At 60.8% G+C, this 14,607-nt stretch carries 11 protein-coding genes and 1 pseudogene; 6 read left to right on the top strand and 6 right to left on the bottom strand.

The window, feature by feature from the left end; translation table 11 throughout:
• Positions 1-350: 350 nt before the first annotated feature.
• On the top strand, positions 351-2,330 hold the full coding sequence (locus MOV76_RS34055) for a glycosyltransferase family 1 protein (protein ID WP_247266173.1): 1,980 nt from the start codon (positions 351-353) through the stop codon (positions 2,328-2,330).
• 24 nt (positions 2,331-2,354) lie between these two features.
• Here MOV76_RS34055 and recJ read toward each other — a convergent pair whose 3' ends face one another.
• From recJ to MOV76_RS34030, 5 genes are all read right to left on the bottom strand, one after another.
• The gene (recJ, locus tag MOV76_RS34050) at positions 2,355-4,157 is read right to left on the bottom strand and encodes a single-stranded-DNA-specific exonuclease RecJ (RefSeq protein ID WP_018241846.1); all 1,803 of its coding nucleotides are present in this window, start codon (positions 4,155-4,157) and stop codon (positions 2,355-2,357) included.
• Between the two features lie 185 nt (positions 4,158-4,342).
• The gene (locus MOV76_RS34045) at positions 4,343-4,585 is read right to left on the bottom strand and encodes a hypothetical protein (protein WP_193443343.1); all 243 of its coding nucleotides are present in this window, start codon (positions 4,583-4,585) and stop codon (positions 4,343-4,345) included.
• Positions 4,586-4,745: 160 nt separating this feature from the next.
• Positions 4,746-6,071, bottom strand: a complete 1,326-nt coding sequence (locus MOV76_RS34040) for a homoserine dehydrogenase (RefSeq protein ID WP_115157606.1) — start codon at positions 6,069-6,071, stop codon at positions 4,746-4,748.
• Positions 6,072-6,132: 61 nt separating this feature from the next.
• On the bottom strand, positions 6,133-7,350 hold the full coding sequence (locus MOV76_RS34035; RefSeq protein ID WP_018445590.1) for an LL-diaminopimelate aminotransferase: 1,218 nt from the start codon (positions 7,348-7,350) through the stop codon (positions 6,133-6,135).
• 221 nt (positions 7,351-7,571) lie between these two features.
• A complete protein-coding gene (locus tag MOV76_RS34030; RefSeq protein WP_027684875.1) occupies positions 7,572-7,985 on the bottom strand; it encodes a hypothetical protein in 414 nt (137 codons plus the stop codon).
• Between the two features lie 149 nt (positions 7,986-8,134).
• Here MOV76_RS34030 and MOV76_RS34025 point away from each other — a divergent pair, with 149 nt between their 5' ends.
• Positions 8,135-9,970: an alpha/beta hydrolase gene (locus MOV76_RS34025; protein WP_247266174.1), complete on the top strand. Its 1,836-nt coding sequence runs from the start codon at positions 8,135-8,137 to the stop codon at positions 9,968-9,970.
• 206 nt (positions 9,971-10,176) lie between these two features.
• The gene (locus MOV76_RS34020; protein ID WP_113541817.1) at positions 10,177-11,517 is read left to right on the top strand and encodes a DUF2778 domain-containing protein; all 1,341 of its coding nucleotides are present in this window, start codon (positions 10,177-10,179) and stop codon (positions 11,515-11,517) included.
• 39 nt (positions 11,518-11,556) lie between these two features.
• Here the strand turns inward: MOV76_RS34020 and MOV76_RS34015 are convergent, their stop codons facing one another.
• Complete coding sequence (locus MOV76_RS34015; protein WP_247266172.1) at positions 11,557-12,714, bottom strand: pyridoxal phosphate-dependent aminotransferase; 1,158 nt, start codon at positions 12,712-12,714, stop codon at positions 11,557-11,559.
• A gap of 207 nt (positions 12,715-12,921) precedes the next feature.
• On the opposite strand from MOV76_RS34015, the gene MOV76_RS34010 reads away from it, so the two are divergent.
• The 3 genes and pseudogenes from MOV76_RS34010 to MOV76_RS34000 form a co-directional block, all read left to right on the top strand.
• Positions 12,922-13,680, top strand: coding sequence for a DsbA family protein (locus MOV76_RS34010; RefSeq protein ID WP_028732029.1), 759 nt, complete (start codon positions 12,922-12,924; stop codon positions 13,678-13,680).
• Between the two features lie 262 nt (positions 13,681-13,942).
• A complete protein-coding gene (gene aroQ, locus MOV76_RS34005; protein WP_018241837.1) occupies positions 13,943-14,380 on the top strand; it encodes a type II 3-dehydroquinate dehydratase in 438 nt (145 codons plus the stop codon).
• 20 nt (positions 14,381-14,400) lie between these two features.
• A pseudogene (locus tag MOV76_RS34000) lies at positions 14,401-14,607 on the top strand (acetyl-CoA carboxylase biotin carboxyl carrier protein); the annotation flags it as partial.

Genomic DNA, 14,607 nt, shown 5'->3' with positions numbered 1-14,607 from the left:
ATTGGTCAGGACGCGATTGTTCCAGATTGCTTCCAGCGACGGAATGAATTCTTCGAGCGGCGGCAGGCTGGGCTTCGTTACATAGATCTTTTCGTTTTTCATGACGCCGTCCAGGAGGTTGGGCATTATCGCGCAATGGGCCTGGTACGAACATCACGGCCTAACCTGTTCCCAGGCTGACCAGAACATGATGCCGAAAAGTGTCAGCGGTTTTCGGACGACATCCTGTTCTAGCGAAATTCCTGCCAACAGTGTGGCGCAAGCTTCACGTCCAATAGTCGGCACCCAAACCAGCCCGAATGCCGTTTCGTGAATCATGGAGACGGCGGCAATTCACGAAGGACGATTCATTGACGATCAATCAGCCCATTGCCGCTCTGCCGTCCGGTCTTCCTGATCTGGCACTTCTCACGGAGAAAGCTGCCAGCACAGGGTCTGTCATTGTCTATCAGCCCTATCTCGATCCTTCGCAGCGCAGCCAGCTGGATGCGGCTGCCGTGCCGCTCGACATTTCGTTCAATACGCAGGCTACGACCCGCGAATATGAGCTCTTCCACATCCTGCATCAGCATCACGAGGCGATCGGCCTCGGCGACGACGTGTTCTGGGGGCTGCTCTCCAGCAAATTCGAGATGAAGTCGGTGACGAGCTTCCCGTCCTTCGTCACGGAGGCGGAAAAGGCCAGGGCGGAAGGTGCGGACGCCTATCTTTACAATCCGCTGATCGGCCACGCGGCGATCTACAGCAACGTTTGGGAACATTCGCTGCTTGGCGGTCATCCCGGTATGGACCCGATCTTCCTGCATATTCAGGAGCTCGGTCATCCGATCGCGCCGCCGCAGGACAAGACGGCCTTCATGTTCTGCAACTATTTCTGCGGCAACCGGAAATTCTGGTCCGGGTATTTCGCTTTTTGCGAACGCATTCTCGAATCGCTGGAAAGCGAAGCGCTCGCCGGCTCGCCGGCGGGGACCGCCTATGCCGGTGTGGCTCACTATTCACGCGATGCCAACGCGAAGATGCGGCCCTTCGTGATCGAGCGTCTGCTCGGCCTCTATGTCCAGCAGGCTGCCACCTCCGGAATGAAGATCGCCGCCTTCGTACCGACCGTTGCCGATTTCGAATGGAAGTTCGGTGTCCGCCTCGGCCGTATGCTGCATGGTCTCTTCGCAGCCAAGGAAGCCTTTCTGCAGAGCCGTGACCAGGCTCTCCTGACCTCGTGGCAGGAAGGCCGCCAGCCACTCATCAAGCAGCCGCATCTGATCTGGGGGGGTGATGATCCGCCCGCCTGGATGCCGCGCGGCCAATTCATCGGCCGCCGCGAATTGATGCGCGCCTATGCTCCGCAGGCTTCAGGCGCCTCTCCCGTGCCGCAGCAGCCGGCTCGGACGGAAAGACCCGCAATACCAGCCGCGCCGAAGATCGTGCAGCCGCTCCGCAACCCGTTGCAGCCCTTTGCCCGCGGATGGCAGGCACATAAGGACCGTCATTGCATCTGGATCGTGACGCCCGCCAACTACAATCACAGCCACGCCTTCGACGAAGTCGCGCTCGGCCTCCGGGGCGCCTTCGAGGAACTCGGCGGCTCGGCACCGATCGTCCGCGACATGAACGCATTCGCCGGCCGTGCGCCGATCATCTATGGCGGCAACCTTCTCCCCACCGAAATCGTCAGCCATCTGCCGAAGGACAGCGTCGTCATCAATCTTGAGCAGGTGTCCGAAGAAAGCATCTGGATCAATTCGCGCTACACCTCGATCCTGAAGTCACTTCCGGTTCTCGACTACAGCCCGCGCAACCGGGAAAATCTCGCCGCCAAGGGCATTGATCATGCTGGCGTGCTCGAAATCGGCTATAGCCGCTGCCTCAGCCAGATAAAACACGCCCCCGTCAAAGATATCGACGTGCTCTTCTACGGCTCGATGAACGAACGCCGCCACCATATCCTGAAGACACTGGAGCAAGGCGGGCTTAAGGTCGCGCACCTCTTCAACATCTATGGCGCGGAACGCGATGCGGCGATTGCCCGTTCCAAGATCGTCATCAACATTCATCATTATGCGAGCGGCGTTTTCGAGATCGTGCGCATTTCCTATCTGCTCGCCAATCGCGTCTGCGTGTTGACCGAAGGCGATATCCGCGACCCGGATCTCCAGCCCTTCAGCGGCGGCCTGGCGGTCGAGCCCTATGACAAGATGATCGAGCGCTGCCACAAGCTGATCGCAGATACCGCCGAGCGTGATTCCATCGCCGCGAAGGGCTTTGCTGCCATGGAGAGCCGGTCGCAAGCGGACATGCTGATGAGCGTCATGACCGCCGGTTGTACCTGACGAGACTCTCTTCCGAATGGCAGATTACCGCGCCGGAGCTGCGTCGCAGACGCGCAGCTGGATGCGGCGCGCACCCTGATAATGCTCGGCACTGAGCGAACCCGCGACATGAAGGCTGGCGCCGCGTGAATTGATGAGAAGATTGCCGAGCGCCGTATCGGCGGCGCGGAAGGCGATGCCATCGAGCCGCGATCCGTCCATTGCCTCCAGGGTCACCTTCACGTGTTTCTCGCCGACCAGGCGCGCGTCGCGCACCCGATGCGCCGGCACGGCAAAGAGCGGCTGGGCGTGGCCGGAGCCATAGGGGCCAGCGGCCTCCAAGCGGTCGATGAGTTCGAGCGTGGCGCCGCTTGCACCGATCGCGCCGTCGATCTTCAGTGTCTCGTTGGCGACAAGGCTGGCCACTGTCTTTGTGGCTTTCTCCGTGAAGAAGCTCCTCAGCCTGCCGAGATTGGCGCGCTCGACCGTCAGCCCGGCGGCCATGGCGTGGCCGCCGCCCTTGACGAGGATCCCCTCGTCGACCGCAGCTCGCACCATCCTGCCCATATCGAAGCCGTTGATGGAGCGGCCCGAGCCGGTGCCGCGGCCGGAGGGATCGAAGGCGATTGCGAAGGCGGGCCGTTTGAACTTCTCCTTCAGCCGTGCCGCGATCAGGCCGACGATGCCGGGATGCCATTTCTCATGGGCAGTGACGATGACGGAAGCGCCCTCGCCGTCGCCATATTCGGCGAGCGCCTCGGCCTCCGCCTCCTGCAGCATGACGGCCTCCATCGCCTGGCGTTCGCGGTTGAGCTCGTCGAGGCGCTGCGCGATCACCTCTGCCTCGCCGGCGTCGTCGAGCGTCAGCAGGCGGCTTCCGAGTGCTGCATCGCCGATCCGCCCGCCGGCATTGATGCGCGGGCCGATCAGGAAGCCGAAATGATAGGGTGTCACCGGGCCTGCAAGCCCCGCCTTACGGAAGAGTGCGGCAAGCCCGGCATTGCTCTGGTGCCGGGCGGCGACCAGCCCCTTCACCACATAAGCGCGGTTGAGGCCCTTCAGCGGCACGACATCGCAGACCGTCGCAAGTGCGACGATATCCAGCCATTGCAGCAGGTCGATCGCCAGGATCCGCTTGTTGCCGGCCGCGCGCAGCAGCCTCAGCGTTGCGACCAGGACCATGAAGACAACGCCGGCCGCGCAGAGATGCCCCTGCCCCGAGAGATCGTCCTCACGGTTCGGGTTGACGAGGGCATGACAGGGCGGCAGCTCATGTGTCACCTGATGGTGATCGATGACGACGACATCGATATTGCGCGCAGCAGCGGCGGCCAGCGCCTCGTGACTGGTGGAGCCGCAATCGACGGTGACGATTAGCTGGGCGCCATTGTCGATCAACTGATTGATCGCCGCCGGATTGGGGCCGTATCCTTCGAAGACGCGATCGGGAATATAGATGGTCGCCCTGACGCCGAAATGGCTGAGAAAACGGTACATCAGCGCCGAGGAGGCCGCGCCGTCGACATCGTAGTCGCCGAAGATCGCGACGCTCTCGCCGCGCTCGATGGCACTCACCAGGCGGATCGCCGCCTTTTCGCAATCGGTCAGCTTATGAGGATCGGGCATCAGGCTGCGGATCGTCGGATCGAGGAATTCGATCGCCTCGTCTACCGTCACGCCGCGCCCGGCCAGCACCCGGGCGATCAGATCCGGCAATCCATGGATCTGCGACATGGCCAGTGCGCGGTTCTGCCCTGCCTGGTCGAGCCGCGCCACCCAGCGATTGTCGAGCGCGGATTTCTCCACACCGAGAAACGCGCGCTGTACCGGATCGACGAGATCTGCCATGCCACACTCCGCTGACTTCATCTGCTCTTTCTACAGGAGCAGCGGAGATAACATAGCGATGGATTTGCAGACACGGGTTTTTACCAAAGCATGTCGCGCAAAAGCGTGCAGCGGTTTTGCGATAACGACATGCGTAGAAATTAAGCCCGTAAAGCGCGAGCGAATCTGAAAGATCGCGACACGGTTCAGAATACCGCCCAGACGATCAGGGCGATGCCGGCCAGTTGCACCAGCATGACGGAAAATAGCGTCAGCAGAATGGCCCAGTTGCGGCCTTCCGTGTTTTCTTCGCCATCAGCCTCCTCAGAGACCTCCTGAGGAATTTCACTGTAGGCCGGCTTGGGGATTTCCTCAGGCTTATCAGGATGGTTCGGCGGCACGTCGCTCGGGTAGCCATACCCTTTCCCGGCGTGGCTGTCCTTGCTCATGAAATTCTCCACCCAGACGACTCACCATCTTAGGTTTAGTTATATCAATATTTCGGTATCTGTTAATATAGACTTCCGCTAGGGAAGGTTGAACAAATGACAGAAAAATCGCCCTGCAGAGACAGGGCGGCTTAACGGTCCTCCGGGACGGGAAAAAGGCTCAGCCTTCCTCTTTCGGCCGTTCGATGCGAATGACCTGCGGCTCGCCGAAGAGATAACCTTCCGACTTGATCGAGGCGACCGCCCTGCGCACCGATTCTTCCATCGTTGCGTGGGTGACGAGAATGATCGTCTGGTGGTGCGATGGCGCCAGATGTTGTTTGGAGCGCTGAACGATCGATTCCAGCGAGATGTTGTTTTCCGCCATGCGGGTTGCGACGCTGGCAAAGACGCCGGTGCGGTCGAGCACGGTCAGCCGGATGAAGTAGCCGCCCTCGTGGCTCTGCATCTGCGCCTTGCGGTAGGGTTCAAGCGTCGTTGCCGGATGGCCGAGCACCGGCACGCGCTGGGCACCCGGCTGGCTCTTGGCGATATCGGCGATATCGCCGAGCACCGACGAGGCCGTGGCATTGCCGCCGGCGCCGGGGCCGACCATCAGCAGTTCGCCGAGCACGTCGGATTCGATCGCCACCGCATTGGTGACGCCGTCGACCTGGGCGATGACCGAATCGACCGGCACCATGGTGGGATGGACGCGCTGCTCGATGCCGGTATCGGTGCGCTGGGCAACGCCCAGCAGCTTGATGCGATAACCGAGCTCGGCAGCGGCGTGGATATCCTCGATCGAAATGTTGGTGATGCCTTCGAGATAGATGTCGTCGGCTGCGATCTGATTGCCGAAGGCGAGCGTCGTCAGGATGGAAAGCTTATGGGCCGTATCATTGCCCTCGATATCGAAGGCCGGATCAGCCTCGGCATAACCCAGCCGCTGCGCTTCCTTGAGGCATTCGGCGAAGGAAAGTCCCTCCTTCTCCATCTTGGTCAGGATGTAATTGCAGGTGCCGTTCATGATGCCATAGATGCGCGAGACGGAATTGCCCGTCAGCGATTCACGCAGCGCCTTGATGACCGGGATGCCGCCGGCGACCGCCGCCTCGAAGTTCAGCAGCGACCCCTTCTCCTCGGCGATCGTCGCAAGCTCGACGCCGTGATAGGCAAGCAGCGCCTTGTTGGCTGTCACCACATGGAGACCACGCTGGAGTGCGGCGCGTACAGAGATGTTGGCAGCTCCTTCGGCGCCGCCCATCAGCTCGACGAAGACGTCGATATCGCCCTTTTCGGCAAGCTCTTCCGGCCGGTCGAACCAGGTAACAGTGGAAAGATCGATGCCGCGGTCCCTCGCCTTGTCACGCGCGGAGACCGCCGTGATGGTGATCGGACGTCCGCAGGTGACGGCAAGCTCGTTGCTTTTCTGCTGAATGATGCGGACAAGCGAGGCGCCAACGGTGCCCAAGCCCGCAATGCCGATTTTGAGGGCATCTGCCATGGATCGATCCTGAAATGTCTGTGTGGCGGCAGCCGCATGACGCGGCTGCCCAACGGTTGGATTAGCGGTGTGCGTTCAGTGAGATGACGTTGTGCATTGTCTCGTCAGCCGTCGACATGAACTTCTTGATGTTGCGCGCTGCCTGGCGGATACGGTGTTCGTTCTCCACAAGTGCCAGACGAACGTAGTCGTCGCCCATTTCGCCGAAGCCGATGCCCGGGGCAACGGCGACGTCGGCCTTCTCGACCAGCAGCTTGGAGAATTCCAGCGAACCGAGGTGACGGAACTTTTCGGGGATCTTCGCCCAGGCAAACATGGTGGCAGCCGGCGGCGGCACGTCGAACCCGGCCTTGCCGAAGCTTTCGACCATGACGTCGCGACGGCGCTTATAGACGTTGCGGACTTCCGCAATGTCGGAGCCGTCGCCGTTCAGTGCGTGCGTCGCCGCCACCTGGATCGGCGTGAAGGCGCCGTAGTCGAGATAGGACTTGACGCGGGTAAGCGCCGCGATCAGCCGCTCGTTGCCGACGGCAAAGCCCATGCGCCAGCCGGGCATGGAGAAGGTCTTCGACATCGAGGTGAACTCGACAGTCACGTCCATTGCGCCCGGCACTTCGAGAACCGACGGCGGCGGAGCGCCGTCGAAGTAGATTTCCGAATAGGCAAGGTCGGAGAGCACGATGATGTCATGCTTTTTCGCAAAGGCGATGACGTCCTTGTAGAAATCGAGCGTCGCGACAAAGGCCGTCGGGTTCGAGGGGTAGTTGAGGATCAACGCTAAGGGCTTCGGAATCGAATGCCGGACCGCGCGTTCGAGCGGCTCGAAGAAGCTCGCATCCGGCTCCACCGACATGGAACGGATCACGCCGCCCGCCATCAGGAAGCCGAAGGCGTGGATCGGATAGGTGGGGTTCGGGCAGAGGATCACGTCGCCAGGCGCGGTGATTGCCTGCGCCATGTTGGCGAAGCCTTCCTTGGAGCCCAAGGTGGCGACCACCTGCGTATCCGGGTTGAGCTTGACGCCGAAACGGCGGGCATAATATGCGGCCTGGGCGCGACGCAGGCCCGGAATGCCCTTGGAAGAGGAATAACGGTGCGTGCGCGGATCCTGCACGACCTCGCACAGCTTGTCGACGATCGACTGGGGAGTGGGAAGGTCGGGGTTTCCCATGCCGAGATCGATGATATCGGCGCCGCCCGCTCGCGCGCTTGCTTTCAAACGGTTGACCTGTTCGAAAACATAAGGCGGCAAACGCCGGACTTTGTGAAACTCTTCCATCTCATTCCCCATGGAAAGGCGGCATTTCGGGCCGCTGTCGAAGTTCGTTCCGTCTCCCGGCGGCTGCGACACGAACTTCAGAATCGCAACGCCGTATTCATCAGACCCAAGCGACGCGGCAAATCTTTGACGGAAAGGCCGCGTAACGCGCTTTATCGGGAAAATTATATCTTCCGATCCATCCGGAAGGCTTTGCGTCCAAATTGCCTGAAAGGCAAGGTCTATTTGGAGATTTCGGAGAGCGTATCAGTGCCGTGCTCGGCGGCGAGACGCCGCATTTCAGCGACCTTGGCCTGATATTCGGCCTCCGAGATTGTGCCGGCCTTGCGCCGAGCGGCAAGTGCCGTCAGCTGATGCTGCAGTTCGGCAGCCTGCTCGTCGCTCATCTGGACGTTGGCGGCCGTCAGCGGCGCGCCGAAATTCGGATAGCCGTCCGGTGACTTCGCAAGGCCACCTTCGACCGCCTCGCCCTTGGTGGCCGGCATGACGACGGCGGTCGGCGCCGCTCGCTTGGCAGCGGCAGCGGCCTTTTGTTCCGCCGTCAGATTGCATCCGGCAAGGGCCATCGCCGCCGCGGCGCAGATCAGTGCGGTGCGGTTGAAGGTTGCGATGCGCCGAATGCCGTTCTTCGTCATGCCTCAAAATCCAGTTCTGACTGCTTCGACTGTTAAATTTGTCGCAGCCACAAAGCAATAGCATGAGCCGATGCGGGTGGAACTTGTTTTCTCGTTCAATCACGATGTACAACGAACGGATAAAAAGAGTGGTGCTGCCGCCGGAGGAAATGGTGACCGACAGCAAGCAGGAGAATGGCGGCAAGGCCGGCTTCGACGCGACCGATCTCGATCCCTATCTGTTGAAGGATCCTGAGGCCATGGCGATGAATTTCGCTCGGGCGCTCGAAAATCTCGGACAAGCAGCGTCTGCCTGGCTTGCGCCGCGCGAACGCGGCGAGATCACCGAAAGCACCGTCGATCCGATGACCGACATGGTCAAGACGCTTTCCAAGGTCACCGAATACTGGATTTCCGATCCGCGCCGCACTTTTGAGGCACAGACACAGCTGATGTCCTCGTTCTTCGGCATCTGGATGCGCTCGATGCAACGAATGCAGGGCGATCCCACGCCTCCCGAGCCGGACACCCGCAAGGACAAGCGCTTCTCGGACGAGGACTGGCAGAAGAATCCGTTCTTCGATTTTCTCCGCCAGGTCTATTTCGTCACGACCGACTGGGTGGAAAAGATGGTCTCGGAGACCGATGGCCTCGACGAGCACACCAAGCACAAGGCCGGCTTCTACGTGAAGCAGATCACCGCAGCGCTTTCGCCGACCAACTTCATCGCCACCAATCCGCAGCTCTACCGCGAGACGATCGCGACCAGCGGCGCCAATCTGGTGCGCGGGATGAAGATGCTGGCCGAGGATATCGCTGCCGGACATGGCGACCTTCGTCTTCGCCAGACCGACATGACGAAATTCACCGTCGGCCGCGATATGGCGCTGACGCCAGGCAAGGTGATCGCCCAGAACGACATCTGCCAGATCATCCAGTACGAGGCTTCGACCGAAACCGTGCTGAAGCGACCGCTGCTGATCTGCCCGCCCTGGATCAACAAGTTCTATATTCTCGACCTCAACCCGCAAAAATCCTTCATCAAATGGTGCGTTGACCAGGGTCAGACGGTTTTCGTCATTTCCTGGGTCAACCCGGATGCGCGCCACGCCGAGAAGGACTGGACGGCTTATGCCCGCGAAGGCATCGATTTCGCGCTCGCAACGATCGAGAAGGCAACCGGCGAGAAGGACGTCAACGCCGTCGGCTACTGCGTCGGCGGCACGCTGCTGGCCGCGACACTGGCGCTGCATGCCAAGGAGAAGAACAAGCGCATCAAGACCGCGACACTCTTCACCACCCAGGTCGATTTCACCCATGCCGGCGACCTCAAGGTCTTTGTCGACGAGGAGCAGCTTGAATCGCTCGAAGAGCATATGCAGGCGGCCGGCTATCTCGACGGCACGAAGATGTCGATGGCCTTCAACATGCTGCGCGCCTCGGAACTGATCTGGCCTTACTTCGTCAACAACTACCTCAAGGGCCAGGATCCCCTGCCCTTCGACCTCTTGTTCTGGAACGCCGATTCGACCCGCATGGCGGCGGCAAACCATGCCTTCTATCTGCGCAATTGCTACCTCAATAATGCGCTGACGCAGAACGAGATGATCCTCGATGGCAAGCCCGTGTCGCTGAAGGACGTGAAGATCCCGATCTATAATCTCGCCACCCGCGAGGATCACATCGCACCTGCCAAGTCCGTCTTCCTCGGCAGCCGGTTCTTCGGCGGCAAGGTGGAATTCGTCGTGACCGGCTCGGGACATATCGCCGGCGTCGTCAATCCGCCCGACAGGAAGAAGTATCAATTCTGGACGGGCGGCCCCGCCAAGGGAGACTACGAGACTTGGCTCGACCAGGCGACGGAGACCCCGGGGTCATGGTGGCCGCATTGGCAGGCCTGGATCGAGACGCATGATGGCAGACGCGTGCCTGCCCGCAAACCCGGCGGCGATGCGTTGAACGCGATCGAGGAAGCGCCGGGAAGTTATGTGATGGAGCGCGCCTGAGACGCCCAACGCATCTCTTTTTGAGACGCCGTGAAAAACTGCAACGCCGCGTAAACAAATTAGAAACCATAATTCGTCATCCTTGCGAGACAGTCGGACGTCGTGGGTGGTCTAAATTCGGCCCATTTGCGCCTGTACCGGCCCCGGCGAAGTTAAGTCAGTCAGTGCCGCCGGCCTGCGTAGCGAGTTTGAAAGACGAGTGTAGTATGGCGTGTGCGGTCGGGACGTTCGATGACGTCACCCTTCTTGGCGGATCTGCTTTCCGTTGGCGCAGATCTCGCGGTTTCTTTTACGGTGTTGTCGGCGCCGGATTTCTGACCTCCACATGGCTGATCGCGACCTTCGCGACGATGCACTCGATAGCCGCTCCCTATTCTCCGTCCGATCGACTGGCACAGGTCGGCACTGCGCCGAAGGTTGCTCCGTCACCGCACCATGAGCGGCTGATCCATGTCGGCAAGGCCGATCGGCTGGCTGCCTTCGATGCGAAGCCGAAGGTACCGCTGACGGCGAGCCTCATTCAATCCCATGCCGAAAAGACCGCCGCCGCTGCAACGGCGCTCGCGGTTCTCGCCAAAAACAATCGGCTCGCCATGGCTGTCGAGCAGCCGGTCGTGGCCGCGATTTCCGATAGCGTCAAATTCCGCAAGGACGATGTGATCGCGCCGCCGCCGGTCGAACTCGCCTCGGCAGAGACGGAAGAAGACGACGGCGACCGGATCATCGTTCCCTCGAAGGAGGCCGTCGCCGCAGTTGAACTCCCGGCCCTGCTTGCGCTTGCCGATGCCGGATCCCGGCAAATCGCGCCGGCTCCGGTCGAGCCAACCACACCTCCTGTCAGAACGGCCTCCATTCCCGCATCGGAACCTGCACCGGTGGTCGTTGCCGCCGCAGATGACGCGCCACCCTTCGATCTCGTGCTGGCGCCGGACGAAGGTTCCGTGCCGCTGCCGATGGCACGTCCTGATGGCCTCATCGGCAAACCGGCACTGGCCTCCAAGGGCTCGCAGCGTTCTGGTGAGCCAGCGCTTGCCTATGCCCAGCCGAACTCGCCGATCGAGGATGACGAGGACGACGCAGTGCCGCGCTACGACAAGCCGGTCTTCTCGCCGAAGCTGCGCGCAGGCGTGGCGATCTACGATATCGAAAACAGCACCGTCTACCTGCCGAACGGCGAACGGCTTGAGGCCCATTCCGGGCTCGGCAAGATGCGTGACAACCCGCGTTTCGTGAACAAGAAGATGCGCGGACCGACGCCGCCACACACCTATGTCCTCACCATGCGCGAGAGCCTTTTCCATGGTGTCGAGGCGCTGCGGTTGACGCCGGTCGAGGGTTCGGACGCCATTTATGACCGTGTCGGCCTTCTCGCCCATACCTACATGCTCGGCAAGAACGGCGATTCCAACGGCTGCGTCTCCTTCAAGGATTACCGCCGTTTCCTCGCCGCCTACAAGCGCGGTGACATCAAGCAGCTCGTGGTGGTGCCGCGGCTGAACAACAAACCGTCTTCGACTTTTGCTTCGCTGTTTTCGCGACGCAGCTGAGGATTGGAGAGCGCACTGCCGCTTGCCGGGCAGCGGACGCTACTTCAACCAGGCTGCGATTCGCTCCACCGCCTCGGCGATCTCAGCTTGCGAGCCCGCATAGGACAGACGCAGGGTTCGATTTCCCTCCAGCGGATCGAAATCCAGACCGGGCGTCGCGGCGACGTCGATTTCCGCGAGCATGCGTTTGGCAAAGCCCATGCTGTCATTGGTGAAGCGGGTGACGTCGAGATAGGCGTAGAACGCACCGTCCATCGGCGACGCAATCGAAAACCCGATCTGCGGCAGTCGCCGCATCAGCAAGTCGCGGTTGGTGGCATAGCTCGCCTTATAACGATCGAGCTCCGCGCCAGCGCTCAGTGCGGCCGTGGCGGCGATCTGGGAGAGCTCCGGCGGGGAGATGTAGAGGCTCTGCGCCACCCGCTCGATCGGCCGCACCAGGCGTGCCGGCAGCACCATCCAGCCGATTCGCCAACCGGTCATGCAATAATATTTGGAGAAGGAGTTGATGACGATCGCCTCGTCGGTCAGTTCCAGCGCGCTCGTCTCCTCGCCGGCGAAGGTCAGCCCGTGGTAGATTTCATCGGAGATGAAGGCGATGGAATGGGCCGCGCAATAATCTGCAAGCGCCTGCAGCCCATCGCGGCCGGTCACGGTGCCGGTCGGGTTGGCGGGACTTGCGAGCAGCACGCCCTTCAGCGTCATGCCGCTTTCCTTCTGTGCGGCCTCGAGGCTTTGCGGCGTCAGGGTGAACTGGGTCTCGGCCGTTACCGGCACTTCGAGAACCTTCAGGCCCAGCGCGCCGAGAATATTGCGATAGGCGGGATAACCAGGTCTTGCGATCGCCACCGCATCGCCGGCATCGAAGAGTGACAGGAAGGCGAGATTGAAACCTGCCGAGGAGCCGGTGGTGATGGCGATGCGCGTGGGATCGATCTCCAGGCCGTGGCGATCCTTGTAGTGCCAGGCGAGCGCCGATTTCAGCCGCGCCGTTCCCAGCGCATCGGTATAACCGATCCGGCCTTCGGTAAGGGCTGTGCGCGCCGCTTCGAGTGCCGCTTGAGGTGCCGGATGCGAGGGCTGACCGACCGCCATCGAGATCACGGGATGGCCGGCCGCACGCCGCTTCGTCGCCTCCGCCAAGACGTCCATGGCGTGAAAAGGCTCGACTTCGCTGCGTTTGGATATGGAAAACAAGATCGTTTCTCGCTCAGCTTCTTCAATGACGGCCAGACAATTGCCGCATTAATCGGCTCATCACAATCCCGCGAGGGTCGCGCGGGGGTGAAAATTCCTGTTTGAGCAGAACCGAACGCACCGTACCTTGACGCGACGCATTCAAGTCCATAACCCGGCGACGGTCTTCTTGACCAAGACGACCACATTGCCGATGACGAGGATATCATGGCCTTCTTCTCGAAAACCTTCACCGCACTGGCGCTGGCCGCATCGATCGCCCTTCCGCTTCCGGCGGCAGCGCTCGACGACCAGCAGAAGAAGGAGTTCGGCGAATTCATCAAGCAATACCTGATCGAGAATCCCGAGATCATGCTGGAAGTCCAGGATGCGCTGCAGAAGAAGCAGGAAGCCCAGCGCCTGGTGAAGGCCAATATGGCGATCGAAGAGAACACCACCGACATCTTCGAGTCGAAGAACGACGTCACGCTCGGCAATCCCAAGGGCGATGTCACTGTCGTCGAATTCTTCGATTACAATTGCAGCTACTGCCGTCATGCGCTTCCCGACATGCAGGCCATGTTGAAAAAGGACAAGAACGTCCGTTTCGTCCTCAAGGAATTCCCGATCCTCGGGCCTGATTCGGTCGCCGCCCACAAGGTGGCCGACGCCTTCCGCAAGCTGGCACCGGAGAAATATGCCGATTTCCACGTCGCCCTTCTCGGCACCGAAGGCCGCGCCTCGGACGAAACAGCGATCGCTGTCGCTACTTCGCTCGGCGTCAGCGAGGACAAGATCCGCGCGGAGATGGCAAAGAGCCCGAATGACGGAATCGTCCAGGCGACCTACCAGCTCGCTTCCAGTCTCGGCATCAGCGGCACGCCGTCCTATGTGATCGGCAACGAACTGGTGCCAGGCGCCGTCGGGCTCGACGATCTCGAAGCCAAGGTCAAGAACATGCGCAGCTGCGGCAAGACCGCCTGCTGAGCAAACCAAAGCGCGTCGCAATCTTTCAGTTTGCGCCCCTCGCGCTTTAGATATTTATGTTTGCGCATGTCGTTGTCGCAAAACCGCTGCACACTTTTGCGCGACATGCTTGAGCTCCCGGCCGCCCATCAAAACGCCAAAATCGAAGCGTTTCAACCATGTGGACAAATGTGGCGCGATTCCTGCTGGCCAATCCGTAAGGGCTTTCAATCGGCCTTCGCGGAGTCTATAGGTTGCCGTCGTACATTTTACGGAACATTCGATGACGCAAACGATTTTTGTCCTGAACGGCCCCAACCTGAACATGCTGGGTAAACGAGAGCCCGGCATTTATGGCGGCAAGACGCTCAAGGACATCGAGGCAGACTGCAAGGCCGCAGGCCGCGAACTCGGCCTCGATATCGACTTTCGCCAGAGCAACCACGAAGGCACGCTCGTCGACTGGTTCCATGAGGCCGACGAAAAGGCCGTCGGCGTTGCCATCAATGCAGGCGCCTATACGCATACATCGGTCGCGCTGCATGATGCGATCCGCGCTATATCAGTTCCCGTCGTCGAGCTCCACATATCCAACGTGCATGCACGGGAAGAATTCCGCCACAAGTCGATGATCGCGCCGGCATGCAAAGGCGTGATCTGTGGCTTCGGGCCTCACAGCTACATCCTGGCGCTCCACGCGCTGAAGAACATCACGGCATAAGAAGAAGACAGGGCAACACCATGGCTGAAAAGAAATCGGGTATCGACCAGGCACTGATCCGCGATCTCGCCAATATTCTCAACGAAACGGATCTGACGGAGATCGAGGTCGAGCAGGACGACCTGCGTATCCGGGTTTCGCGCGCCGGCACGCCGCAATATGTTCAGGCGCCGATCGCAGCACCTGGTTATGCCGCGCCTGCAGCCGCCGCTGCGGCAGTCGCTGCC

The sequence above is a fragment of the Rhizobium sp. PRIMUS64 genome (genome assembly GCF_023006465.1).
Taxonomy (GTDB): Bacteria; Pseudomonadota; Alphaproteobacteria; order Rhizobiales; family Rhizobiaceae; genus Rhizobium; species Rhizobium leguminosarum.
This window is presented reverse-complemented; position numbering and strand designations above follow the sequence as displayed.